The following is a 23,783-nucleotide window of genomic DNA, read 5'->3' on the forward strand; positions in this document are numbered from 1 at the left end:
ACTACCCGAGAGAGCGGACACAGTAAATGGCGCGGTCGACGGGAGCGTTTTTCAGCGGCCCGGCCCAGCCCCACAGTATGTACGAAGTCGAGGTGAAAGTGCCAGCGGACATCGAGACTGTCGCGGAGCGACTCGACGAACTCGGGGCCGAGCAGGTCGATACGGTGATACAGACGGACACGTACTACGATGCGCCCCACCGGAATTTCGCCGAGACAGACGAGGCGTTCCGGGTCCGCCGTGAAACCAGAAAAGGCGAAACGGACGCGAAAGTTACTTATAAGGGCCCACTCCTCGAAGCGGAGTCGAAGAGCCGAGAGGAGTTCGAAACAGGCGTCGAGAACGGCGACGATATCGACGCAATCGTCCAGCACCTCGGTTTCGAGCCGGCGGCGACCGTCCGGAAGAACCGCCGGGTGTACGAAGTCCGGGAATACGACGTCACGCTTGACGCGGTCGACGGTGTCGGCGAGTTCGTTGAAGTCGAACGAGAGACTGACGGCGACATCGAACCCGTTCGAGAGGGGGCCTACGGGGTGCTTCGGGACCTCGGTCTGAATCCCGACGAGCAGCAACGGACCTCCTATCTCGGTATGCTACTTAGCGATGCGAACGAGTAATCATTCAGCCGTTATCTGTTCCCGTAAGTTATAGAACCCGGCCAGACGAAGTCGAGGCAATGACTGAGCGGAACATCCACGTCCAACCTGCGAGCGGGCTCGCCGTCGAAGATCAAGACATCGAAGTCGTAGAGCGCAAGGGTATCGGCCACCCGGACTCAATCTGTGACGGCATCGCGGAGACGGTGTCGCGTGCGCTGGCACAGACGTACATCGACCGCTTTGGCACAGTCTTGCATTACAACACAGACGAGACACAGCTCGTCGCTGGCACCGCCGCCCCGGCGTATGGCGGCGGCGAGGTGCTTGAGCCGATCTACATTCTGGTCGTCGGTCGAGCGACGAAGAAGTTCGACGGCGAACGCATCCCGGCCGAAAGCATCGCTCTTCGGGCCGCACGCGACTACCTCGACGAGCAGTTCCCACATCTCGACCTCGGGTCCGATGTCATCGTCGACGTTCAGTTCGGCGAAGGGTCGGGCGATCTCCAGACAGTGTTCGGCGAGGAGGCGACAGTTCCGATGGCAAACGACACGAGCTATGGCGTCGGCCACGCTCCGCTAACGGAAACAGAACAGATCGTCCGAAACACCGAGCAGAAACTGACCGGCGAATACGCCGAGGCAAACCCGGTCGTCGGCCAGGACGTCAAGGTGATGGGCAAGCGCGAGGGCGACCACATCGATGTGACCGTGGCCGTCGCAATGGTCGACGAACACGTCCCGGACCTCGAAGCGTACAAAACCGCTGTTTCGGACGTTCAAGCATTCGTTACCGACCTCGCAGAGGAGTACACCGACCGTGACGTAACGGTCCACGTCAACACGGCCGACGACTACGACGCCGAGTCAATCTATCTCACGACCACTGGGACCAGCGCCGAGCAGGGCGATGACGGCTCCGTCGGGCGCGGAAACCGCGCGAACGGGCTCATCACGCCGAACCGCCCGATGAGCATGGAGGCGACATCCGGCAAGAACCCAGTTAACCACATCGGAAAAATATATAATCTTCTCTCGACAGAAATAGCACAGTCCGTCGCGAATGAGGTTGACGGCATCCGACAGGTCCAGATGCGCCTTCTCTCACAGATCGGGTCACCGATTGACGAACCCCACGTCGCCGATGCCACAGTTGTCACCGAAGACGGTATCGCGGTCGGCGACGTCGAATCGGAGATTCAGGCCACGATTGACGACGAACTGGCCGACGTGACCGACATTACGCGACAAGTCATCGAGGGGAACCTCTCGACGTTCTGAGACGGCCAAGCGATATCCCTTTACTCGCTGGTAGTCAACTCGCAGACATGCATCCCCCAGACGCCGACAGCGTACTCGTCCGCCACGGCGAGCTCGGCGTCAAAAGCGACCAGGTCCGCCGGAAGATGGAACACCAGCTGGCGGACAACCTCCGTGCGATGCTCGACGCCCGCGACCTGCCGGGAGATATCGACCAGCGGCGGAACCGACTGTTCATCCACACCGACCACCCCGAGGGCGTGACTGCGGCTGCGGCCGACACGTTCGGCGTCACCTCCGCATCGGCAGTCGCGACGACCGACCCGACGCTATCCGAAATCGCAGACACATTGGCCGAAACCACGCGAGAGCAGTACGACGGTGGCACATTTGCCGTCGAGGCCCGCCGGGCGGGGCCACCATCGGCACATCCCTTTTCGAGTTCGGACATCGAGTCCACCGGCGGGACCGCTGTCGGGGAAACAATAACCGACATGGGCGGCGAGCCCGTTGTCGACCTCGACGAGCCCGATTTCGAACTGTTTGTCGAGTGTCGCGCCGACAAGGCGTACGTCTTCTGTGAGAAGCGCGCCGGCCCGGGCGGGCTCCCGCTGGGGACCCAGCGACCCGTCGTCGCGCTCGTCAGCGGCGGCATCGACTCGCCCGTCGCCGCCTGGAAGCTCATGAAACGCGGCGCGCCGGTGATTCCCGTCTACGTCGACCTCGGTGACTACGGCGGCCCCGACCACCGGGCCCGGGCCCGTTCGACCGTCGAGACGCTCGCCGCGTACGCGCCCGGACACGACCTCTCGCTTTCCGTGGTCGACGCCGGGGACGTCGTCGCCGACCTCTCGGAAGACCTCGGGTCGCTCCGGATGCTCGCGCTCCGCCGGTTCATGCTCGCGGTCGCCGAGGCTATCGCCCGCGAGCGCGACGCCGTCGGCATCGTCACCGGGGAGGCCATCGGCCAGAAGTCCAGCCAGACCAGCGCGAACATCGCGGTCACGGACGCCGCGACGACGCTCCCGGTCCACCGGCCGAACCTCACCGTCGACAAATCCGAGATAACCGACCGCGCGCGGGCCATCGGAACCTTCGAGGACTCGACAATCGACACCGGCTGCAACCGTGTCGCGCCGTCACACCCCGAGACCAACGCCTCGCTCGAAGCGGTCCGAGCGGCCGAACCCGACGACCTGCTCGACCGAGCCGAGGCCCGCGCCCGGGACCGCGCCGTCGTCCCCATCGAAAGCTAAATTTCCGGGGCGGGCCAGAGTTGAGCCATGACGCAGGTCTGTCTCGTCGGGAGCGAGGACGTGAACCTCCGGTACGAACTCCTCTCGCGCGAGACCGCACGGAACGCGCTTGCCACCTACGACCTGCAGGAACCGTTCGCGAACACCGTCGCCGTCGACACCGTGAGCCTGGGGGCGGCGGTGGCGCTCCTGAACGACCTGAACTGGTATCTCATCCGTTTCGCCGACGCCGCCCTCGTCCGCGACCCCTCCATCAGCGAGACGGAGTGGCTCTCCCGAGACCTCGCCGCCGCGATTCGGGACGACGACATTGCCCCCGAGGACACCGGGCGCTTTCTCAACGTGTACGGCGTCGTCGAGAGCGAGCCATCGGACGCGGACGAGACGGCTGACACCCAGGCAGCGGCCGAGCGACCGCCGGAACTTGTCGAGCCGATGCTTCTGACGCGGACCGGCGACACGATTCCCGAGTACGACCTGCAGGACGTGGACGACACGCTCGTCGTGCGGGTGACCGAGTCCGAGTTCGGTGCCTGAGAAAAGCGCCCGGGTGTCAGAGGCACGGGCACTCCGGGTGGGCGCTGCCGACGGGCTGTTCGCCCACGGTCCCCACCACTCGTCCGAACCGTATATACCGAATGGCCGGGAAAGTTCCCGACCCCTGAGAATCAATGCCTGTTTTCAGAAATACTGGGGCGAAGAGCAAGAACGATACCGGATAGCGACGAACGACGAGACGGACATGGGACAGCCCTCACCGGTGGTCGACGTCGTCACGAAGCGATACGAGTTCCTCGTCGCGTTATCAGCGCCGAAAACAAAACCCGAACTCGTAGCCTCGCTCGACCGGTCGCGGTCCACCGTCGACCGGGCGGTCGGCGCGCTCCGCGAGGCCGACCTCGTCGAACGGACCGGCAGCGAGTACGTCGTCACCTATGCGGGCCGACAGGCGACGGCAGCCTACGAGGGGTTCTGCGACCGGCTCGACGCCCTCCAGCGTGCCCATCCCGTTCTCTCCGCGCTGCCCGCCGACGTCGACATCGACCCGGCTGTCCTCCACGGCGCGGACGTAGAGACCGCGTCGCCGGCCGCACCGACCGTCCCGACCGAGGAGACCGTCGACGTCCTGGACGGAACGACGTCGTTTCAGGGGACCGGCCCGGCCGTCCTCCCGCGCTACGTCGACGTCATCGAGTCCCTGTGGAGCGACACGACCGTCGACGTCGAACTGGTGGTGACGGAGGCCGTCGCCGAGTCGCTGGAGAGCGCGCTCCCCGACAGGCGTGAGACGCTCGAAGACCTGTCGAACGTCTCGCTGTACGTGACCGGGGAACCGATGCCGTACGCGGTCTGGACCGCCGACAGGGCCGACGGGGCCGTCAGCGGTATCGTCGTCTACACGGAGACAGGTATCAAGGGGACCATCAACAACGACACCGCGGCGATGAACGAGTGGGCCCGCGAGAAGTACGAGGCCTACAGGCGGGACGCGCGCCCGCTCGACTAGTCGTCGAACATCCCGGTCGACATGTACCGCTCGCCGCTGTCCCAGTAGACCGTGACGACGAGCGGGTCGTCGACGCCGTCGGCAACGAGTTTCCCGGCCACCTCCCGCGCGGCGAGATTCGACGCGCCCGAGGACTGGCCGACGAGGATACCCTCCTCGCGGGCGAGGCGTCGACACTCGTCTTCCGCGTCCGCAAGTTCGACCGTCACCACGTCGTCCAGCAAGTCGGTGTCGAGGTTGTCACTGACGAAGCCCGGCCCCATCCCCTGGAAACTATCCTCGCCGGTTCCCGGTTCCATTCCCGAGAGGACGGCGTTGTCCGCCGGCTCGACCGCGACGATGTCCATCTCGGGGAACGCCTCGCGCAGCCGGCGGCCGGTTCCGGTGAGGGTCCCGCCGGTCCCGACGCCCGCGACCAGGGCGTCGACGGTCCGGTCGCCGACCTGTTCGAGTATCTCCTCGCCCGTCGTCTCGTAGTGTGCCCGCGGGTTCGCCGGGTTCTCGAACTGCCGGAGCTGGACGTGGTCGTCGCGGTCACACAGTTCGTCGGCGCGCTCTTTCGCGTCGGAGATGTCGCCCTCGACCAGTTCGATGTCCGCGCCGTAGGCCTTCATTATCTGGCGGCGCTCGGGCGACTTCGAGGCCGGCATCACCAGCACCACGTCGTACCCCTTCGTCGACCCGACCATCGCCATCCCAATGCCGGTGTTCCCACTTGTCGGTTCGACGAGCGTATCACCCGGTTCGAGTGCCCCGTTTTGCTCGGCGTCGTCTATCATGTACTTGGCCGGCCGGTCCTTGGCGGAGCCGCCGGGATTGAACGACTCGACCTTCGCCGCGACGGTTGCCCCCTCCGGCGCGCGGACCGAGACCAGCGGGGACCCGATTGTATCGAGAATGGAGTCTTTCATCGCCGCCGGCTACGCGGCCCCGACTTAAACGCCTACTGAAGGTCCCAAACAGTTCGTTGTCTCCCGGGCCGCGGCAGCGCTTTCCGGCGTCGACACCATTCAGGTGAACATGTTTATGTCGTCGACCGGCAGTACCGAGTAATCAACCGACAGCGTGTCCTTCGTCGCCCGGACCTTGCCGACGAACGCGGAGATGTCGTCGAGTTGTCCCTCCAAGACGAACAGTTCCATACAGTACCGGTCGCCGACGTGACTGTGGAAGTTCGACGCGACGATCGACTCGTGGTCGTGGCGGAGGTGCATCATCTTCTCCTCAACCGTGGTCGTCTCGTAGTCAAACAACACAGTGACGACCGCCATCAGTTCGCGGTCCTCCAGTCGCTTGTCCTCGAACTCGCCCATCAGGTTCCGGACTGCTTCACGAACTACTTCGCTGCGACCCGTGTATCCGTGTTCGTCGGCGAACGTGTCGATTCGCTCTTCCAGTTCGTCCGGCATCGAGATGCTGACTACGCCCATGTAATAACTCGGTCGCGTTGGGGTATTAATATTTCATATCCAACGCATCGGACGGCGCTGCGGCTGTCCGCGTGCGCTCGTCTATACATACAGAAAGCCCACCCGGGAGAGATGTCTCTCCCGGGTGGGCTGTGTAAGATATGAATGGTGGCGGCGAACCGGATTTCCCAGAGGCTCGCGCACTCCAGTACTCCCCGGAACGCTGGCGGGCTTATCTTCCGTGTTCGGGATGGGTACGGGAGGCAACCCCGCCGCTGTGGCCGCCTAACGCCGAGTCGCGGAATCGAACCGCGAGGATACCGGTCTCGGTCGGTCTCCACCGTGTGTTCGTGCGATCCAGTTTGCGCCTGGACTCGTTCAGCGACGAGTAAATCGTCGGTGAATGAGTCACAGTGCGTATGAATGATGGCTTTGGTCTGTTAGTGCTCGTGGGCTTAACGTCTCGTTACCTCGACGCGCACACCCCGAGTCTATCGACCGCGTCTTATACGCGGGACCTCGGCGGTGTCTCTTTTCCAAGTGGGTTTCGAGCTTAGATGCGTTCAGCTCTTACCCCGTGTGGCGTGGCTACCCGGCACGTGCTCTCTCGAACAACCGGTACACCAGTGGCCACCAACCGTAGTTCCTCTCGTACTATACGGTCGTTCTTGTCAGACACCATAACACACCCAGTAGATAGCAGCCGACCTGTCTCACGACGGTCTAAACCCAGCTCACGACCTCCTTTAATAGGCGAACAACCTCACCCTTGCCCGCTTCTGCACGGGCAGGATGGAGGGAACCGACATCGAGGTAGCAAGCCACTCGGTCGATATGTGCTCTTGCGAGTGACGACTCTGTTATCCCTAGGGTAGCTTTTCTGTCATCAATTGCCCGCATCAAGCAGGCTAATTGGTTCGCTAGACCACGCTTTCGCGTCAGCGTTCCTCGTTGGGAAGAACACTGTCAAGCTATCTTTTGCTCTTGCACTCTTCGCCGGGTCTCTGTCCCGGCTGAGATAGCCATAGGGCGCGCTCGATATCTTTTCGAGCGCGTACCGCCCCAGTCAAACTGCCCGGCTATCGGTGTCCTCCTCCCGGAGTGAGAGTCGCAGTCACCGACGGGTAGTATTTCACTGTTGACTCGGTGGCCTGCTAGCGCAGGTACCTGTGTAATGTCTCCTACCTATGCTGCACATCGGCGACCACGTCTCAGCGACAGCCTGCAGTAAAGCTCCATAGGGTCTTCGCTTCCCCCTGGGTGTCTCCAGACTCCGCACTGGAATGTACAGTTCACCGGGCCCAACGTTGGGACAGTGAAGCTCTGGTTAATCCATTCATGCAAGCCGCTACTGATGCGGCAAGGTACTACGCTACCTTAAGAGGGTCATAGTTACCCCCGCCGTTGACAGGTCCTTCGTCCTCTTGTACGAGGTGTTCAGATACCTGCACTGGGCAGGATTCAGTGACCGTACGAGTCCTTGCGGATTTGCGGTCACCTATGTTGTTACTAGACAGTCCGAGCTTCCGAGTCACTGCGACCTGCTCCGTTCCGGAGCAGGCATCCCTTCTTCCGAAGGTACGGGACTAACTTGCCGAATTCCCTAACGTTGGTTGCTCCCGACAGGCCTTGGCTTTCGCCGCCATGGACACCTGTGTCGGTTCTCGGTACGGACATCATGCTCGTCTTTTCATGGGCCCCAGGTTGAATCACCTTGCGCTGTGCCGCCGTTCGTCCGCTTCGTGCCATTACGGCTTCCACGGAGTTGGACGGTTCGACCGGGCGAAGGCCCGGCGTGATCGACCCCAGGGCGTCAACTTTCACTGCATGATGGCACAGGAATATTAACCTGTTTCCCATTTCGTCACAGTCGAGTTGCGGTGTGACTTAGGACCGGCTAACCCTCAGCTGATCAGCAGTGCTGAGGAACCCTTATCCATTAGGCCGTCGGGGTTCTCACCCGACTATCGCTGCTACTATGGCCAGGATTTTCGTCACTAATCGGTCCACAGGAGCTCTCGCCCCCGCTTCCATCCAATTAGAGCGCCAATCTACTCGATCACCCTATAACGGGTGCGGACAGGTCTCGGTGGTGGATTTGAGTCCCGATCATTTTGGGCGCCTCAAACCTCGGCCGGTAAGCTGTTACGCTTTTCTTAGAGGGTAGCTGCTTCTAAGCTCACCTCCCGGCTGTCTAGGGCTCGAGACCACCTTCAGAGGATTACACTTAATCCACACTTGGGGACCTTAACCTATCTCTGGGTTGTTCCCCTCCTGGTACACAGGCTTACCCCGCGCACCGGAATCCCCGCGTCAAACAGCGTCTGTAGGTTTGGAGTTTGACAGGTGTGCCGACTCCTCTCGGAGGCGGACACACCAATCGGTCGCTCTACCCCACAGACTACCTCGGCGGAGGTCATGCTTCGACATGTTTCGATTGGAACCAGCTGTTGCCGGACTCGATGGGCCTTTCACCCCTACACATAGATCACGAGAGGGTATTGTAGGACACCAACTCTAACAGACTTCCACGTGCCTTTCGGCACGCTTCATCTTGTCCATGCGTAGATCGTCCGGATTCGGGTCGTGTCCACATGGCTCCCCGCGCTTGAACACGGCGGCCCTCGGGCAAATGAATGCCCTGCGGCCATGTCGGTTTCCCTGTGCCTCCCCGGATACTCCGGTTAGACTTGCCATACAGACACACTCCCTGGCTCGTTTTTCAAAACGTACGACAGAACATCGGCTTCCCGTGAGTCTTACTGGACGCTCGCGCGTCGGTCATTCGTCATGGGACCTTGTATGCCCTGTCGCTCGATCGCCAACTGATTTCATGCTCTATTTCGCCTCCCTTCTGAGGGTACTTTGCAGCGTTCGTTCACACTACTTGTTCACTATCGGTCTCAGGTTGTGTTTAGCCTTCGCAGTCGATGCCTGCGTTATTCGCGAGGGATATCCAACCCCCGCTACTCTGGCACTACCGCACAGCGTACTGGTCTTCAGTACGGGGTTGTCACCCTGTATCACGCTCTGTTCCAAGAGACTTCGTGAAGACGGTCGGCTGATGAGAGGTAGCCCGGACACCACATTGCCCGTGAGGGCTTCGGTTTGGGCTGTATCGCGTTCACTCGCGGTTACTGACGACATCACGTTGCGTTTTCTGTTCCTCCCGATACTGAGATGTTTCAGTTCTCGGGGTTCCTCATTGCGCGAAGCAATTGCAGAGGAGATTCTCATTCGGAAATCTGTGGTTCTTGGCCTCCGTGCGGCTCCCCACAGCTTATCGCAGCTTGGCACGTCCTTCATCAGCGCCTGAGCCGAGCAATCCACCAGCTGGCATAGTAGCCAACGTCGTTGTGACTCGTTCAACTGAACGAGTCCAGTGGACGCCTGGATCGCACGTACACACGGTTTCATATTCGCCCCCAAGGTGGAGATGGTGGGCGAATCGACCCTTCCCAGGCTCGGTTTCACCCGGCCTGGTGCATCTGTCGTCGTATCACATCCGAACGCCGTCCCACACTTAAGGGGCACGGTTCGGGAGCGATACGAAGTACGGACCCGTCGGGAGTTGCACCCGACATCCCGTGAAGGGATATCCGCCTCGGATAGGTCTTGTGAGCCCAGTGGGCCCATGCAGTAGTCGGCGCTTGCCGACTCGCGGTGACTTGTGGTCACCAGTCAGTGTAGGTGGGTCAGGGCAAGGCCCTGATCCCGGTCAGTAGGAGGTGATCCAGCCGCAGATTCCTCTACGGCTACCTTGTTACGACTTAAGCCCCCTTGCGGAGCCCAGATTCGACCGTCGCATGACGGCCTCATCCGGACCCCACTCGGGTGCTTTGACGGGCGGTGTGTGCAAGGAGCAGGGACGTATTCACCGCGCGCTTCTGACACGCGATTACTACCGAATCCAGCTTCATGCGGGCGGGTTTCAGCCCGCAATCCGAACTACGACTCCGTTTGGAGATTAGCTTCGCCTCTCGGCGTTGCATCCCACTGTCAGAGCCATTGTAGCCCGCGTGTTGCCCGGTCCATTCGGGGCATACTGACCTACCGTTGCCCATTCCTTCCTCCATTTTAGCAATGGCAGTCCTCCTAGTGTACCCAACCACCGCAGGGGTGTTGCTGGCAACTAGAAGTGTGGGTCTCGCTCGTTGCCTGACTTAACAGGACGCCTCACGGTACGAGCTGACGGCGGCCATGCACCTCCTCTCAGTAGCGTCGGGTAAAGTCGTCAACCTGACCGTCATTACTACTGTCGGGACCGGTGAGATGTCCGGCGTTGAGTCCAATTAAACCGCAGGCTCCTCCGGTTGTGGTGCTCCCCCGCCAATTCCTTTAAGTTTCATCCTTGCGGACGTACTTCCCAGGCGGCTCGCTTATCGTCTTCACTACGGCACATCACGTGCTCATGGCGCGTGACATACCTAGCGAGCATTGTTTACAGCCAGGACTACCCGGGTATCTAATCCGGTTCGAGACCCTGGCTTTCGTCCCTCACTGTCGGGTCCGGTCTCTCAACGTGGTTTCCCCATTGGTGGTCCGTCCAGGATTACAGGATTTCACTCCTACCCCGGACGTACCCGTTGAGTCTCTCGGCCCCAAGCTGTGTAGTTTCCACCGGACGCCGACCAGTTGAGCTGGTCGATTTCCCAATGGACTTACACAGCAAGCTACGGACGCTTTAGGCCCAATAATATCGGCCATCACTTGGACTGCCGGTATTACCGCGGCGGCTGGCACCGGTCTTGCCCAGTCCTTGTTCCTGTACCACCTTACGGTACAGAAAAGCGAGGGCTATATGCCCTCACACTCGGAGTCCCCCTATCGCACTGTCGTGCAGTGTAAAGGTTTCGCGCCTGCTGCGCCCCGTAGGGCCCGGTATCTTGTCTCAGATACCGTCTCCAGGCTCTTGCTCTCACAACCTGTACCGATTATCGGCATGGTGGGCCGTTACCCCACCATCTACCTAATCGGCCGCAGCCACATCCTACAGCGCCGGAACGTTTCTCACTCTCGACACTCCAGTCTGAGAGTGATATCCGCTATTGGCCTCAGTTTCCCGAGGTTATCGCGGTCTGTAGGGTAGTTTGGCCACGTGTTACTGAGCTATATGCCACGAGTCTGAACTCGTGCGACTAGCATGGCTAAATCGGACTCCGATAGCAATGGCCTCCGGCAGGATCAACCGGAATGTGCTGATATACATCAGCGGCGGAAGTGGTTGCACTCCGTCGGAAGCAAACACACTGGTTCCTACGCCAGTGTTGACTACTGCATGGGTCCGTGGGCTCACATCAGATTCCATCTTGACGGCGGACCGCAGGGGTGGAATCCTCATAGCGTGGATCTCGCCAACCCCAGAAGGGAAGGCGAGTTCCGTTCGTGGCTCGGGCCGACCCAGGTGGCCGACCGAGCATGTCGACCCGGGCTCGCTGCCCGGTGCGACCTTCGCATTAGTTCAGAAGACGGGGGGAACATATAAATGAATCGTCTCGGACCTGCCCTGTGCAGGACACACACGACGCATACGTAACGTGATGCCGTGACACGAATAACCGCAAGACAGCGACAGGATGTCTATGATCCAAGGTGTCTTTATATTTGGACTTTGACACAGGGCCCAGCAGCCAAGGGCCAGCAATCCATTATATATCAATCGGGAGGGTTACGAACCTGACGGTAGACAGTTGTAGTGTACTAAACGGTGTGACAAAACAAGTGTCGGGACGCCGGGGAAGCTATCGCTCAGAACAGGGGCCAGCGCTGATCGCGACAGAGAAATATCTTACCGTCATCGTGAACCAGGACGCGCGTACAGTGGTAAAATCAGGCGGTCAGCGAGTCAATGTGGCCTTCCGAACGGAGCTGGTCAGCGTCTTGTCCCTTGTAGCGCCATTCGATGTTGGCCTTCTCGTCTTGCCAGTCCCACGGTTCAGCGAGAACGATGTCGTCCTCGTTGATCCAGGTCCGGAACTTCATTCGGCCCGGAATCCGACCGAGTCGAGTTTCACCGTCCTCGCAGCGAATACGGACGTGATTCCCGCCAAGGTGCTCTGTTACCACTGCGAACATCTCGTCACTTGTAGGCATGCGGAGATTCCGCCGCCCTGAATCGTCGCTCACAGTATAAATACGGTCGCCGTCCGTATAAGTTGTTTGAGAGGCGAGATAGCGTGTACCATGCCGCCGTGCCATGACAGGAATTGACCAGTGACTATCGGAAACAGTGAAATCCAAGAACGGACTGACGACAAGACGTAGATTCAGTCGGCAGTCAGCGCCTGCGGTTCGTCGGCTTCCTCGGACATCGCATCCGTCAGTCCGGATGCGAGCGCAAACACCGCTTCCTTATGATCTGTCTTTGATTTGTGGATCGATGTCGGTTTCACACCAAGGTCAGCGTACAGATCATGCTGGACGCTTGTGTCCGCCTCGTGCTCGTAGTGGTGTTGTACCTGCGCGAGAAGGCTGTGAAGGTGAATGAGTTCTTGTTTCTTCATTAGTGTCCAATCTTATGGTGTGGAGGGTAATAGTACTACCTTGCCAACGACCCACACGTGGTGCCCATTCAGATACAGTCCTCATCAGTCTCAGGTACAAATATCGGATGGAATACCAGCGCAATAACTCCGACAACCCGGGTTTCGGCTTCAGTTGGTACTATTCATATACTTATTGCCGATGTTAAATGAAGGGTGCAAACGCAATTATGACAGTTCTCTGTCGCTACTGTTCCAAGGGAGTAACGGACTATTGACCTGCGAAGCGCTCTCAATCATGAAAGACCACGAAATATATTAGATATCGAACACTTAATACCTGGTGAGCACGTACCTATGGCCGTGATGAACTGGAAACACCCACGAGACAAAACTGCGGCTATGGCGAAACAAGAAGAAGCAGACAGCGGGACAGAGTGGTCATTCATTGCAGCGCTGGTTGCTGCTGCATAACGACTTTTTCCCGTTCAGGGTCGGGTTCTGTAGCAGCAGGTGTATGTACCGCAGACAGGGATCATCAAGTGACGGTCCTGACACCGACCGACGTATTGTGGACAACAGCGCGGTTGATGCCAGTACACTGGTATGTATGCGGTTCCGAATGGTCCGACCAGTGCGACAGTTCCTCCTCGAACAGCCGGTGCCACGCATCCGGGTACGCAGTCTTCGAGACGTTGACTGAGACGGTTGTCGCGGAAGGTGACTTGCCAGCCCGTGGCGAAACAAGCGTCCTGTTCTGGATAGTGGTCTCGATGGTAATGCGGCTCGACGACGAGAAATCCGTCTGTCCATCGAGCGAAAGGACAGAAAGGTAGACGCTGCCGCTTTCGGGAGTACACCGAAAGCCAGGTTTCCGTGAGACAACCAGTCCCTCCTCCTGAACCCGGTACACTGCACCGCTGGTGTAGACGATATCAGTCCCCGAATCGGTTTCCCGGATGAACGCTCCAGTGGAAATATTCGCGGACCGTCCGTCAACAGTCACGTTCAGGGTTGACGACCGGATAGAGAGTCCGTGGCCCTGTAGCTTCATACTCGTGGTTCGTCGTGGGGCTTCGCTCTGGATGTGGTCGTCCGTCGTCTCTGCGAACCCAATCATCGACGTTTCGGCGACATCAGTTGTCGCTCCCTGTTGAATGGCGTCGAAGGCACCAAGCCCACCAAGCGTTACCAGCGCAATGCCGGTGATGATGATACTGAACGTGAGCGTAAACGCGAGCAGGTCGGACACACCGCGGTCGTGACCGTTTGACAGTTGTGCGATCATCCGCGTGTCACCTCCATACAGTTGGCTGTCGCATTATACGAAACCGCCAGCGGCCCGCTAGAGACGACAGACGAGCAGACACTAGTTTCATTCTCGAATCGGACGACAGCGTACCGATTCAACCCTGATGCGTTCACGTACACGCGCGTTCGTGACGGGTCCCCAGTGACCTCGACATTATACGACTGATCCGCGATCCGTTCCGGGTATGTCGCTCGAAACGACACTGACGAATTGAGGGTCTCGGTATCGAATGCATCCAAGCGAATGAGGTCGCGCGCGATACCATCGCCGATGTTCTCTAGAGCTTCTTCCGTCACTCGCTCACGCTGTGACTCGACCATCTGGCTCCCGCCGATGAGGAGACCGGTCACCAGCAGCGACGTGATGCCGATAGTGAGCGCCTGCGTGACCGCGGGCGAGACGCCGCGACTGTCAGACAGCAGTTGGTCAAGGCTCATCCGCCGTCCACCTCCACCAGAACTGTTCGGTTGTAGCTCGCAGATGGCCTGTCATAGGTCACATCTATAGCAGGGACGACGGGATAGTTGACACGCGAAACTGGAGATGCATAGTTCGAGGACGGGAACGTCCCGACTGCCGCAAACCGGTATTTCCCTTCGGCCTTATTTCCGTTCTTTATTTTCACTGAGTACGGTGGGTCGAGACTGTGGTAGCTATCGAAGGAACTGCTGTTGCTTCCGACAGTGCATGACCCGGCAACCAAGTCGACGGTGACATCACCGCTGCCGTGACATTGCGTCTTGCCGTCGACTGTGACATTGTTCCCACTCCCAACAGTGCTCGGCTCGATTGACAGTGTTAGATCCGTGGAGCTGTTTCGAACACTAACAGTGAAGGTATTCATCGAACCGCCAACGACATCAGCAGTGAGGTTGAACACCGCGATACGAGAGATATCATTGGCAACTAGCCAGTCGTTCTGTGGACCACCCGATGGGTCTGGTCGCTGGAACTTGGAGGACGTGCCCGTCTGGTTTACTTCAGTGCCGAGCGACGCGGACTCGTTCAGCGTCGCGTTGAGATAGGTGCCGCCGCTGCTTGCGACAACCCGGTTGTGTGTCCGCGTGTAGTTCTGGAGCGCGTGTTCATATCGCCCCTCGAATCCGTCGAGATCGTCGCCGCGTGCCTTAATTGCAAGCACACCGAGGTCCCGCTCGACGGAGGCTTCGCGGTCAGCCGAACGCTCAATAGTATCTGCACTTCCGGTGGTCGTGATACCGTCAGTGACAGCGAGACTGTGGGCAAACAGTATCGTGCTGAACACGACAATAGCGATGGCGACGCCACCGATCAACAACAGTTGTCCGCGTTCGTTGGCTACCATACGACCAGACGCACCTCCACGACATTGTAGACAATAGAGTCAGGCTCCGCGTCGGGGGCGAAATACCCGTCGACAGCCGAGAGGGACGGGCCGGTACCGCTGCAGTCGCCGATCCGGGCGGGCATATTGTCGGTCAGTGTCACTGTTTCGGTTGCGACGGCTGCATCTGCCGGCCTCTCAACGACGTTCTCGTCTGATTCCTGCGAGACGAGCGCGGTCTGTCGTGCACTCGAATCCGAGTCCCAGTAACTGAAGTAGAGGTTGTACTGTTCTCCCTGCCGGTCAAAGCTCCGATTCAACATCGACTCGAAGGCTGTGGAGCTACCCGTCTGGTTGCCGTTGAGTGTCGGTGTGCCGACGCTGTAACACGCCGTCGCGTTGTGCAGCGCTCCGGTTTCTGCCGCCAGTGATAGCGTGTCGCTCGCGCGTGTTTCCAGTGCCGCCGTCCGCTGCTGAGCGCCTGTCTGGAACGGGCCGGTGTCGACTGCTGACAGGCCGTAGACGGTCGCCGTCACAACGACGATAGCCGCGAGAACGCCTTCCAGCGTGTAGGCTTGGCCGCGCATCGTTACCACACCCTCACGACGAGCCAGCAGACCGGGTCACACTGGCCGGTTGCGTTGGTCAGTTTCACGACACGGGTCGTCGACGCAACGTTGTCTCGACCGGCGGCATCAGGCCCCCAAGCGAGCCGTTGGCCGTGGCTATCGACTGCCGGGTCCCGTGTTCCTGCTTTGAGCGCTGACGCGTTGACCACCGTTACGTTCACGCGTGGATTCACGCGGCGTTCCGTCGCGACATCGAGTCCGGCGTTGGTCTTGAGGTTATCGAGTTCGGAACTGTCCTCGTTGAGGGACTCGTTGATCCCACCGCTCGTGTTGTATCGAATGAAGTTCCGTGTCCCCTCAACCGAGTGGTTTTCAACAAGGTACGTCGCCGCCCTGTCTGCAATTGGTTGGTTACGCTGTACGTCTGGGGATTCGTACACGCCGACCGCACTGCCCTGTACGAATGCCAATACCCCGATGATCGTCACGAGCAGGACACTCACTCCGATGGCGAAGTCCTGCGGTGTTTGTGCTCTTGTATCCATATCCCACACACCCTATTTGTATTTGATACGTCCGCTGTCGACCCGCGAGTTGGATGCTAGCCCACGGCGATCCACACCACCAGTGCAATTGTCGACAGGACGACCGCGAATTTGACGCCTGCGACGAGCTTCACTTCCCGAATGTAACCGGCGATAAACGACGACAGCAACGCCTGCAGCGTCACCGCATGGAAGAACAGCATCGACAGCAGTTCCGTGTCGACGCTGCCACCGAACCCGCCGCCGGGCGCGCTCGGGTTGCTCGCCCCGGACGCCTGCGTCGCCAGCCCAGACATCACGTCGAGGAACTGTGTTTTCAGCAACGCCATCACGCCGAGCAGCGTCAGGTACGTCATCAGAATGATGACCGTCTGCATCCGCGTCCGGGATTTGCGCTCCCGTTCGATATCGTCTTGATTTTCCGAGGCCTGTGCGGCCGTCGAAAGCACGTCCTGAATCTGACTGGAGGCTTCCTGTGCCTCAGCGATGAGCTTGACCGTCCGCGCCAGTCGCGGGACGTTGTACTTGTTGTTGAATTCCCGGAGCGCATCTTTCAGGCTCGTGCCGTAGTTGACCTTCGCGTGAATGGTCTCAAACTCCTCAGAGAGTTTTCCCGAGGACGTTTCGGAGACAACCTTGACCGACTCCAAAAGCGTCATCCCAGTGTCGTTGGCCGACGCCAGCTTCCGGAGGTTCTCGGATAGCTTTCCGATGATCGCCTTCCGCGAGCGTTGGTTCCATTCGTAGAATATCATCAGCGGGACGAAATTGAGGTACATCGGGACGTACACCCAGAAAAACGTCGACCGAACCGGGACAGCGATCATCCCATCCAGCGATAGCGGGGCCCAGCCGATGACGATAGCCGCGACGACAGCGAGAATTGACAGCGGAACCGTCAGCCACAGCACCAACAGCGGATGGTCACGGAAGAACAGGTCAGGCCGTGTAAGGATAGCGAGGAGTTCGTGAGTTCCTTCCCGGCTCTTGATCCGGTCGAAGACGCTGTAGGTCCCTGTGTAGCTCTCGATGAGCCCGAGGTTGAACACGCCGACACCTTCGTCGACGACGAGTTCCTTCTCACCGGGGCTCGAACGCAGATAGCCGTCGCCGATGGAGTCCTGCGTGACAGTCGAGACGAGGACGAGAAAGCCCAGCCCGGTCAAGGGAATCAGCCCGTACACGGTGCCGTAGATGAGCGACTTCTGGGCGTTACCCATCATCGACATAATGACCAGAATGATGATGAGAAGCAGCGGGAACAGCGAGAGCGTCATGTACATCTCGCCGAACAGCTCCAGCGTCTCCAGCATCTTCTCCTGTTCCTGCCGGGCGGTTCGCATGTGTTTTTCCTTCTGATCTTCGAGGAAGGAGGTCATGTCTCCGCCGGAGTTGATGATGGAGAGCATATCCGTCAGGAACTGCGACAGTTCGTCCGAGGGGGTCTGGAGCGCTTGATTCCGAACAGCAGTCCGGTAGTCGGTATCGAAATACTCCGTCTCCAGCACGATAGACTGGAACTCCTTTGCGACCTCACCGTACGTGTCTTCGGCCTTCCCCATCGATTGCAGAATTTCGAGTTGGTTGAGCCCGCCGACGGACAGCGCATACATGAACGAGATCGAGTCGGACAACAGGACATTGATTTCGCGCTCGCGCGCGCTCGCACGGAAGTACGGTATCGAGACCAGCGACCCGAACCCGATTCCGAACCCGATGGCACCGAATACGAACCCGGTCACGATGACGAGGAATGGGAGTTTCAGCATATCGAGGATCGCTGAGACGCTCTCAGACACCGGAATCCCGATGAGTGTCGGGGCCTCTCCACCGGTAAACAGCAACTGGACCAGCAGATACCCGAGGAACGTGCCGACGAGCCAAAGCGCCAAGCCGGCGATGACACCGACTGCGAGTGCGCGTGCAAGGAACATCTCAACGTTGTCGGCCATCCGGGCCTCTGCGAGTTTGTTCTCGACGCTGTTGACGAAGTCGCCCTCGTCGTCGAACACCATCTGGTACGCCGGGTAGAACGTGTCACCGAGGGCACCGCCGCTGCCCACCTGTTGCTGACTCGGTGTGTCGAGGCTCATTCGCTATCTGCCTCCGCACCGGCCTTCGGAACGAACTGGCCGAAGTCGATGCTGTCTTCGTCATCACTCTCCTCAGAATCGTCCATCAGCGCTGAGACGATATCCGGGGTTTCGCGGCTCTTGTAGGTGTTGAACAGCGGTTGTGCGTTATCAAGTACCTGCTTGGTCTCCTCGACCATCTCCGGCGGCGCGTCCGGCCGGGGCACCATCTCCTCTTTCTCCGGGTCGATGTCGATCTTGACGGATTCCATCTCTCGGAGGTCCTCAAGCGACAGTTCGAGCTGGTCGTTGGCGATGAGCGTGAGGATGGTCTCGGGGTCGTTGATGAACGCCTGTATTGTCGCTGCGACCTGCGTGTAGGTGTTTAGCCCCTTTTCGATGAGGTACGCGAGGACGACTTTCCGCTTGAACAGTTCCTCGTCGAGTTTGTCCTGGGTCCACCCGCGGTCGAACTTGATTTCTTCGAGGGTGTTGGAGTTCCCCATCTGGATGTACTCGTCCGTCTCGGCGCGCCACTCGTAGACGTCCCGGACGTTGATTTCGTCGTTCTCGGCGGAGTACTCGTTGATTTCGGTCAGGGACTTGTTCCGGCGGACCTTGTTCCCGTCGACCCGCGTCTGGGTCTGAATCGAGACGAGGTCGAGCGCCGTAAACAGCGTCTTCGAGACGTTGATTGGCTCGGTGGTGAACCGCTTGATGACCTCGCCCACGGAGTCGGCGTGGAAGGTGGTGTAGGTGGTGTGCCCGGTCGACATGACCTGGAACAGCGTCCGGCCCTCCTCACCACGAATCTCACCCATGACGATGTAGTCGGGTCGCTGGCGGAGCGCGGCCTCCAGCAGGTCGAACTCGTCGACATCGCCCTTGTCGTCCTCACCGAACGAGGGGCGCGTGACGCTGGCCACCCAGTTACGCTGTGGGAGTTCGACCTCACGCGTGTCCTCGATGGAGACGATCTTGGAGTTTGACGGGATGAACAGCGAGACAGCGTTTAGGCTGGTCGTCTTCCCCGAAGCAGTACCGCCGGCGAAGATGAGGCTCTTGTTGTTCTCGATACAGAGCCAGAGGAACGCCATCTCGTCCAAAGAGAAGGTGTTCCAGTTGATGAGGTCGACCGGGGTAAACGGGACGTCCTTGAACTGCCGGATGGTGTAGTTGGTCCCGTGATCGGACACCTCACGGCCGAGCGTCAACTGCGCACGCGACCCGTCCGGGAGCGTCGCGTCGACCTGTGGCTGGCGCTTCGAGATACCCTTCCCGGAACGCTGTGCGAGTTTGACGACGAAGTCGTCGAGTTCGCCCTTGCCGTGTTCGACGTTCGAGATGATCTGCTCGTAGTCGGTGTGATAGACGAACACCCGGGAGTTGTACCCGTCACAGGAGATGTCCTCCACGTTGATGTCGTGTTTGACGCCGTCAATGCGGGCGTAGCCGACGAAGTCCCGCTTGAGCATGTACAGCAGCTTCTCGACCTGATACTCGTTTAGTTTCGGTTCGTCGTCTTCGAGGATAGCCGGTTCCGGACGTGTCGAGATGCCGGAGAGTTGCCCCGTGGTTTCACTTTGAGTCTCCTCGTCTAGTCCGAACAGCTCTTTGACCTGGCCGAGAACGCTCTCTTCGCCGCTACCGGAGACTGAGCCGTCGTAGAGGTCGTACCGTGAAAGGAGCTGTTCGGCCTCCCGCTGGATGACCTGTGCCCGGTCGGCGTCGGTCCCCTGGACGATCACGTCATCCTCAGAATACTTGATCGCGGTTTTGAGTTTGCCCGACAGGAACTCCCGAAGGTCGATCTCGATGTCGGTGAGATACGGCTCGATGACGTAGTACTTCTTCTCGTTCTCTTTCCGTGAGTGGAAGATGACGACGCAGGCGTAGGGCTTGTTCACCCAGTACCGTTCCAGTTCCCTGAAGTGGGATTTCTTCGACTGGGGAACGGCTTTTTCGAGGTCATAGCGGTTAACGACAGTTGTGTGGCCCTCCCGTGTCGAGAAGAACTCGTCTTCGTCCAGTTCCGGATTCACGTCGACGGTGTTTTCGTCAACGTACTCGTGCAGTTCACTGGCGATGCCTTCGGCGGCGGAGAGCTTGTTTTCCGTGTGTTCAGGGTCGAAGGTTAGATACTCACTGGCATCGAAAGGAATGACCTCGCCGTCACTGTCACGGGGGAGGCTGCCGTCCTCGTAGTAATACTCCTGTTTGAAATGCTCCCACGTGTAGATATCTTTCGCGACTGGCGTCGTTGTTGGATCAAGATACTCTTCGAATGGCGCTTGGAGTGTTTTCCCGGCGCTCGCCGCGTTTTCGAGTCGCTGGCTGAGTTCTCTCGGCTCGAAGCCGAGGTACACGCTCCGGTCAAACCGGCCGCCGTCGTGGACCTCCCGCCGGAGATCATCCCACGTGTATTCGCCGACCCGGACAGGCTTGTCAGTCAGGCTCCCCCCACTATTGACCTGCTCTGACTCACCTCCCCCAGTATCATCGATAGCCATTGTTATTCATCTCCCGTTAGGCAGGAAAAAACTTTACCCCCATCAAATGTAACTGAAAAAGAGCTTCCGGTCGTTTGTATCACGGTCTCCTCACGGTAGTAAGTGGACCATACTGAATGTTTCGCCGACCCTTACTGTCAATTAATGAACGACTCTATCCGGGCCATCGCTTCTTTGAGGTCATCAAGGCCCGTCGCGTACGACACTCGCAGATGACCTGATCCACCCTCGCCGAAGGCTGTGCCGGGGACGACCGCGACTCGCTTTTCCTGAAGCAGACTTTCGGCGAACTCACCGGCATCGTCCCAGGGACACTCCGGGAACGCGTAGAACGCCCCAGCCGCCGGGAAGCAATCAAGTCCCATTTCTTCGAAGCGCGTGAGGACGTACTTCCGTCGGCGGTCGTACTGCGCGGCCATTTCCGTGACCTCGTCGCGGCAGTTGTCGAGTGCCTCCATAGCGGCGTGCTGAGCCGTTGTCGGGGCCGAAAGCATCGAGTACTGATGGATTCGGTTCATCGCCTTGATAGCCTCTGGCGGGGCCATCGCGTAGCCCAGTCTGAACCCCGTCATCGCGAACGCCTTGGAAAACCCGTTGAACACGACGGTCCGCTCGCGCATCCCGGGAAGGGTCGCGATAGACGTGTGGTCGTGTTCGTACGTGAGATCGGCGTAGATCTCGTCGGCGAACACGAGGAGGTCGTTTTCGCGGCAAAAGGCTGCAACGGACGCCATCTCCTCGGCCGCCATCGTCGCTCCGGTCGGATTGTTGGGGTAGCAGTACACGAGTGCGTCGGCCTCGGCCGCACCGGACGACTCCAGCACCTCTCGGGTGAGTTTGAACTCGTCTTCCGCGCGTGTTGGAACGTCAATCACGTCGATGCCGGCGAACGTCGCGCCGGGGACGTACGAGACGTAGCAGGGCTGGGCGATAGCGATTGAGTCTCCGGGGTTTAGCAGCGCCCGAAAAGCGAGGTCTAGACCCTCGCTCGCACCCGCGGTGATGAGGATTTCCTCGTCAGGGTCGTACTGCAGGTTGTGTGTCGCCGCTTCGTAGTCTGCAATGCGTTCCCGGAGCTCCCGCTTGCCGCGATTGGCGGTGTAGGAGGTCTGGCCGCGTTCGAGCGACGCGATAGCGGCTTCACGGGCCGCCCATGGGGCAGAGAAGTCCGGCTCACCGACCCCGAGCGAGATGATGTCGTCCATCTCCTCGGCCAGTTCGAAGAATCGACGGATGCCGGAGGGCGGCACGCTGTCGACTCTGTCCGCTGGCTCGAACGTCATGGTGAGACGGACAGCCGGTCATCGTCGTCGTGGTCGTCGAACTCCATCCCCTGCTCCTTGTACGACTCCATGATGTAGTGGGTTACCGTCTGCGTAATCTCGGGGATTGGTGCGATTTTGTCGCTGATGAAGTGCGACACTTCGCGCATCGAATCGCCCTCAACCTCCAGATCGAAGTCGTAGTCACCGCTGACGAGGCGCAGTGACGTCACTTCCGGGAACTTCGCTATCCGGTCGGAGATGTCGTCGTAGCTGGTCTCACGGTCCAGCGTAACGTTGAGTTCGACAGTGGCACGGACGCGTTCCTCGTCGCTCTCGACCGCGTTCCAGTCGACGACAGCTTGATAGCCGCGAATGATGCCTGCCTCCTCAAATTCGTCGATAAGTTCGGCTACCTCGCTCTCGGAGTAATCGGTCAACCGAGCGATGTCCTCGGTCGTGTAGCGAGCGTTCTCCCGTAGCAGGTCGAGTATCTCGCGGCGACTGCTCATACAGTGCCAGCAGAGTGACGCGGACAAAAGCCTTGCTCAATAGTGGGAGAGGATCACATCATTCGGGTCGAACCACACCAGACGGTTTTAATATCTCTGCCGGTTAGATGTTGATTAATGTTCGAAGAGGGTGGCCAGCGGGCAGATTCCGACACGGGATGGGCACACATCGCGAACCACGATAAGGCGGCAACAGTTATCGACACGCTACTCCGTCTCGATGCGGACGAGACGTACACGAAAACCGCCCTGAGTGAAGCGGCCGGCGTGCCGCTGAAGACGTTGTACCTTGATGGGACGCTCGAAGAGCTAGTGACGGTCGGACTGCTGGAAAAACACGAAGCAGACGGGAAAGAGACGCTGTTCTCCGTCGACAATGGGAGCGAGGCGTTCGAGGCAGCGAAGGCTTTCGATGCCGCAGCAGCGACATCTGGCGAAGTGGACAACTGAGTAAAGCGGCTGTCACAGAAGTCAGCCCAGCGTCCGTGGACTTTTGACGGTGACAGTCGTAGTGAGAGGCGATGGTTTCACTCGATTCGGAGTCCGACGTGCTCGGACGTGGGGACAGAGCACCGACGTTCGAACTCCCGGGAGCGGACGGAAAAACGCACTCACTGTCGGATTTCACGGACAAGGACGCACTACTGGTCGTATTTACGTGCAACCACTGTCCGTACGCGAAAGCGAAGATTGGAGAGCTAAACCGTCTCGCGACAGACTACAACGATCTCGCTGTCATTGGAATCAACGCCAACGACCCTGAAGAGTACCCAGACGACTCGTTCGAGCGGATGCAGGAACTCGTCGACCGTGGAGAGATACAGTACGACGCGTATCTATTCGATGAGGCACAGGATGTCGCGGCCGCGTACGGCGCTCGCTGTACCCCCGATCCGTTCTTGTTCCGAAACGACGATGGAACGTTCAAACTGGCGTACCACGGCCGCCTCGACGACGCACCGAACCCGGACGACGAACCGAGCGAGCGGGAGATGGCTGCACACGTCGAAACGTTGCTCAGTGGCGACCAGATTACGGCAGTCGAGAAACCATCCAGAGGGTGCTCGATAAAGTGGAAGCCCGGTAACGAACCAGCCTACTGGGACGTCTGAATAGAACGGCGGAGCGCGAGCGGAAGCTTCGGGAAGTTGCGTTGCCGGAGCGAGTGACGACCTGTGGAGAC

The 23,783-nt window shown here is 59.4% G+C and carries 20 protein-coding genes and 3 rRNA genes; 7 read left to right on the plus strand and 16 right to left on the minus strand.

The window, feature by feature from the left end:
* The first annotated feature begins 77 nt into the window (after window positions 1–77).
* The 5 genes from BVU17_08835 to BVU17_08855 all read left to right on the plus strand — a co-directional run bounded on the left by BVU17_08835 (window position 78) and on the right by BVU17_08855 (window position 4,624).
* Complete coding sequence (locus BVU17_08835; GenBank protein ID AUG47615.1) at window positions 78–620, plus strand: adenylate cyclase; 543 nt, start codon at window positions 78–80, stop codon at window positions 618–620.
* Window positions 621–679: 59 nt separating this feature from the next.
* Window positions 680–1,882, plus strand: a complete 1,203-nt coding sequence (locus BVU17_08840) for an S-adenosylmethionine synthetase (protein ID AUG47616.1) — start codon at window positions 680–682, stop codon at window positions 1,880–1,882.
* Between the two features lie 47 nt (window positions 1,883–1,929).
* Window positions 1,930–3,117 (plus strand): tRNA 4-thiouridine(8) synthase ThiI, encoded by a 1,188-nt coding sequence (locus BVU17_08845; GenBank protein AUG47617.1) that lies wholly within the window; start codon window positions 1,930–1,932, stop codon window positions 3,115–3,117.
* A 27-nt stretch (window positions 3,118–3,144) separates the two neighbouring features.
* The gene (locus BVU17_08850) at window positions 3,145–3,654 is read left to right on the plus strand and encodes a hypothetical protein (GenBank protein ID AUG47618.1); all 510 of its coding nucleotides are present in this window, start codon (window positions 3,145–3,147) and stop codon (window positions 3,652–3,654) included.
* 205 nt (window positions 3,655–3,859) lie between these two features.
* Complete coding sequence (locus tag BVU17_08855) at window positions 3,860–4,624, plus strand: hypothetical protein (GenBank protein AUG48881.1); 765 nt, start codon at window positions 3,860–3,862, stop codon at window positions 4,622–4,624.
* On the opposite strand, the gene BVU17_08860 is transcribed toward BVU17_08855, so the two are convergent.
* The 16 genes from BVU17_08860 to BVU17_08935 form a co-directional block, all read right to left on the minus strand.
* Window positions 4,621–5,535, minus strand: coding sequence for a cysteine synthase (locus tag BVU17_08860; GenBank protein AUG47619.1), 915 nt, complete (start codon window positions 5,533–5,535; stop codon window positions 4,621–4,623). The two genes, BVU17_08855 and BVU17_08860, sit on opposite strands and share 4 nt — an antisense overlap.
* A 99-nt stretch (window positions 5,536–5,634) precedes the next feature.
* Window positions 5,635–6,054: a nickel-responsive regulator gene (locus BVU17_08865; protein ID AUG47620.1), complete on the minus strand. Its 420-nt coding sequence runs from the start codon at window positions 6,052–6,054 to the stop codon at window positions 5,635–5,637.
* Between the two features lie 145 nt (window positions 6,055–6,199).
* Window positions 6,200–6,322 (minus strand): 5S ribosomal RNA (gene rrf, locus BVU17_08870).
* 182 nt (window positions 6,323–6,504) lie between these two features.
* A 23S ribosomal RNA gene (locus BVU17_08875) occupies window positions 6,505–9,379 on the minus strand.
* Between the two features lie 376 nt (window positions 9,380–9,755).
* Window positions 9,756–11,228 (minus strand): 16S ribosomal RNA (locus BVU17_08880).
* The 16S, 23S and 5S rRNA genes sit together here, the layout of an rRNA operon.
* Before the next feature lie 634 nt (window positions 11,229–11,862).
* Window positions 11,863–12,159 carry a translation initiation factor 1A 2 gene (locus BVU17_08885; GenBank protein ID AUG47621.1) on the minus strand — a complete coding sequence of 99 codons (297 nt, stop codon included), beginning with the start codon at window positions 12,157–12,159 and terminating at the stop codon, window positions 11,863–11,865.
* 140 nt (window positions 12,160–12,299) lie between these two features.
* Entirely contained in the window at window positions 12,300–12,536 is a 237-nt protein-coding gene (locus BVU17_08890; GenBank protein ID AUG47622.1) for a metal-binding protein, read from the minus strand.
* 517 nt (window positions 12,537–13,053) lie between these two features.
* Window positions 13,054–13,803, minus strand: a complete 750-nt coding sequence (locus tag BVU17_08895; GenBank protein ID AUG47623.1) for a hypothetical protein — start codon at window positions 13,801–13,803, stop codon at window positions 13,054–13,056.
* Entirely contained in the window at window positions 13,800–14,264 is a 465-nt protein-coding gene (locus BVU17_08900; GenBank protein AUG47624.1) for a hypothetical protein, read from the minus strand. Before BVU17_08900 ends, BVU17_08895 begins: the two co-directional genes overlap by 4 nt.
* Window positions 14,261–15,151, minus strand: a complete 891-nt coding sequence (locus BVU17_08905) for a hypothetical protein (GenBank protein ID AUG47625.1) — start codon at window positions 15,149–15,151, stop codon at window positions 14,261–14,263. Before BVU17_08905 ends, BVU17_08900 begins: the two co-directional genes overlap by 4 nt.
* Window positions 15,145–15,717, minus strand: a complete 573-nt coding sequence (locus BVU17_08910) for a hypothetical protein (protein AUG47626.1) — start codon at window positions 15,715–15,717, stop codon at window positions 15,145–15,147. Before BVU17_08910 ends, BVU17_08905 begins: the two co-directional genes overlap by 7 nt.
* A 2-nt stretch (window positions 15,718–15,719) precedes the next feature.
* Window positions 15,720–16,244, minus strand: coding sequence for a hypothetical protein (locus tag BVU17_08915; GenBank protein AUG47627.1), 525 nt, complete (start codon window positions 16,242–16,244; stop codon window positions 15,720–15,722).
* Between the two features lie 56 nt (window positions 16,245–16,300).
* Window positions 16,301–18,337 (minus strand): flagella assembly protein j, encoded by a 2,037-nt coding sequence (locus BVU17_08920; GenBank protein ID AUG47628.1) that lies wholly within the window; start codon window positions 18,335–18,337, stop codon window positions 16,301–16,303.
* Complete coding sequence (locus BVU17_08925; GenBank protein ID AUG47629.1) at window positions 18,334–20,826, minus strand: secretion system protein; 2,493 nt, start codon at window positions 20,824–20,826, stop codon at window positions 18,334–18,336. Before BVU17_08925 ends, BVU17_08920 begins: the two co-directional genes overlap by 4 nt.
* A gap of 137 nt (window positions 20,827–20,963) precedes the next feature.
* Complete coding sequence (locus BVU17_08930) at window positions 20,964–22,109, minus strand: aromatic amino acid aminotransferase (protein AUG47630.1); 1,146 nt, start codon at window positions 22,107–22,109, stop codon at window positions 20,964–20,966.
* A complete protein-coding gene (locus tag BVU17_08935; GenBank protein ID AUG47631.1) occupies window positions 22,106–22,600 on the minus strand; it encodes an AsnC family transcriptional regulator in 495 nt (164 codons plus the stop codon). Before BVU17_08935 ends, BVU17_08930 begins: the two co-directional genes overlap by 4 nt.
* Before the next feature lie 117 nt (window positions 22,601–22,717).
* On the opposite strand from BVU17_08935, the gene BVU17_08940 reads away from it, so the two are divergent.
* A complete protein-coding gene (locus BVU17_08940) occupies window positions 22,718–23,050 on the plus strand; it encodes a hypothetical protein (protein ID AUG47632.1) in 333 nt (110 codons plus the stop codon).
* Window positions 23,051–23,121: 71 nt separating this feature from the next.
* Window positions 23,122–23,712 (plus strand): thioredoxin family protein, encoded by a 591-nt coding sequence (locus BVU17_08945; protein AUG47633.1) that lies wholly within the window; start codon window positions 23,122–23,124, stop codon window positions 23,710–23,712.
* Window positions 23,713–23,783 lie beyond the last annotated feature (71 nt).

Origin of the sequence: Haloarcula taiwanensis, from assembly GCA_002844335.1 — an archaeon.
GTDB lineage: Archaea > Halobacteriota > Halobacteria > Halobacteriales > Haloarculaceae > Haloarcula > Haloarcula taiwanensis.